The sequence below is a fragment of the Methylobacterium sp. CCH5-D2 genome (assembly GCF_001556475.1).
Taxonomy (GTDB): domain Bacteria; phylum Pseudomonadota; class Alphaproteobacteria; order Rhizobiales; family Beijerinckiaceae; genus Methylobacterium; species Methylobacterium hispanicum.
The window spans coordinates 1-654 of record NZ_LSIX01000364.1; the positions used below are offsets into that span (position 1 = coordinate 1).

Sequence of the window (654 nt, forward strand, 5' to 3'; positions counted from 1 at the left end):
TCCCGGTGCGGCGCAGCGCGGCGCTCGCGATGACGATTCCAACCGTGCCGGCGGTCGCGAGGATGGACGTGGCTCGGCCCGTGGCAACGGCGAGCGTGGTGAGCCGGGTGCACGGAACGGCCGAGCGGAGCGCGGCGAGCGCAGCGCCGGCTCGGCCCGCGGTGCCGCGAGCCGTCTCGACGGCACCCAGCGGACGGAGTTTCGTCAATCGATCACCCGCGTCGGTGTGAGCCGCGTCAGCAACGTCAATTTCAGCTTGAACGTCGGCACGGCCATTCCGCGCTCGGTCACGTTGCACCGTCTGCCGCCCGCCATCATCAGCTTGGTGCCGGCCTACGAGGGCTACAGCTTCATTCTCGTCCGGGACGACATCGTGATCATCGATCCGGATACTTACGAGATCGTGGACGTCATTCCGGCCTGACCTCGAGTGCGAGAGGGCAGTTGCCAAGCTGCCCGGCCACCTCATCCTCCACCCGTCGCGGTTCGCCGCGGCGGGCGACCAGCCGATAGGAGTCCGGGCGGCAACCGCTCTCCAGTGCGGCCTTGTCGCGGACGTTGCCTGATCGACCCATCGCCCTGACGATGCGCTGACCGGGGCGGGCATAAGCCCCCTCCCCTCTCGGTGAGGGCGCAGTCTCGCGCAGAGCCCCT

The 654-nt window shown here is 69.1% G+C and carries 1 protein-coding gene; it reads left to right on the forward strand.

Going from position 1 to position 654, the window contains the following annotated elements:
- On the forward strand, positions 1 to 424 hold a 424-nt coding region (locus AX737_RS35680; RefSeq protein ID WP_245293420.1), incomplete at its 5' end, for a DUF1236 domain-containing protein.
- Between the last annotated feature and the right edge of the window lie 230 nt (positions 425 to 654).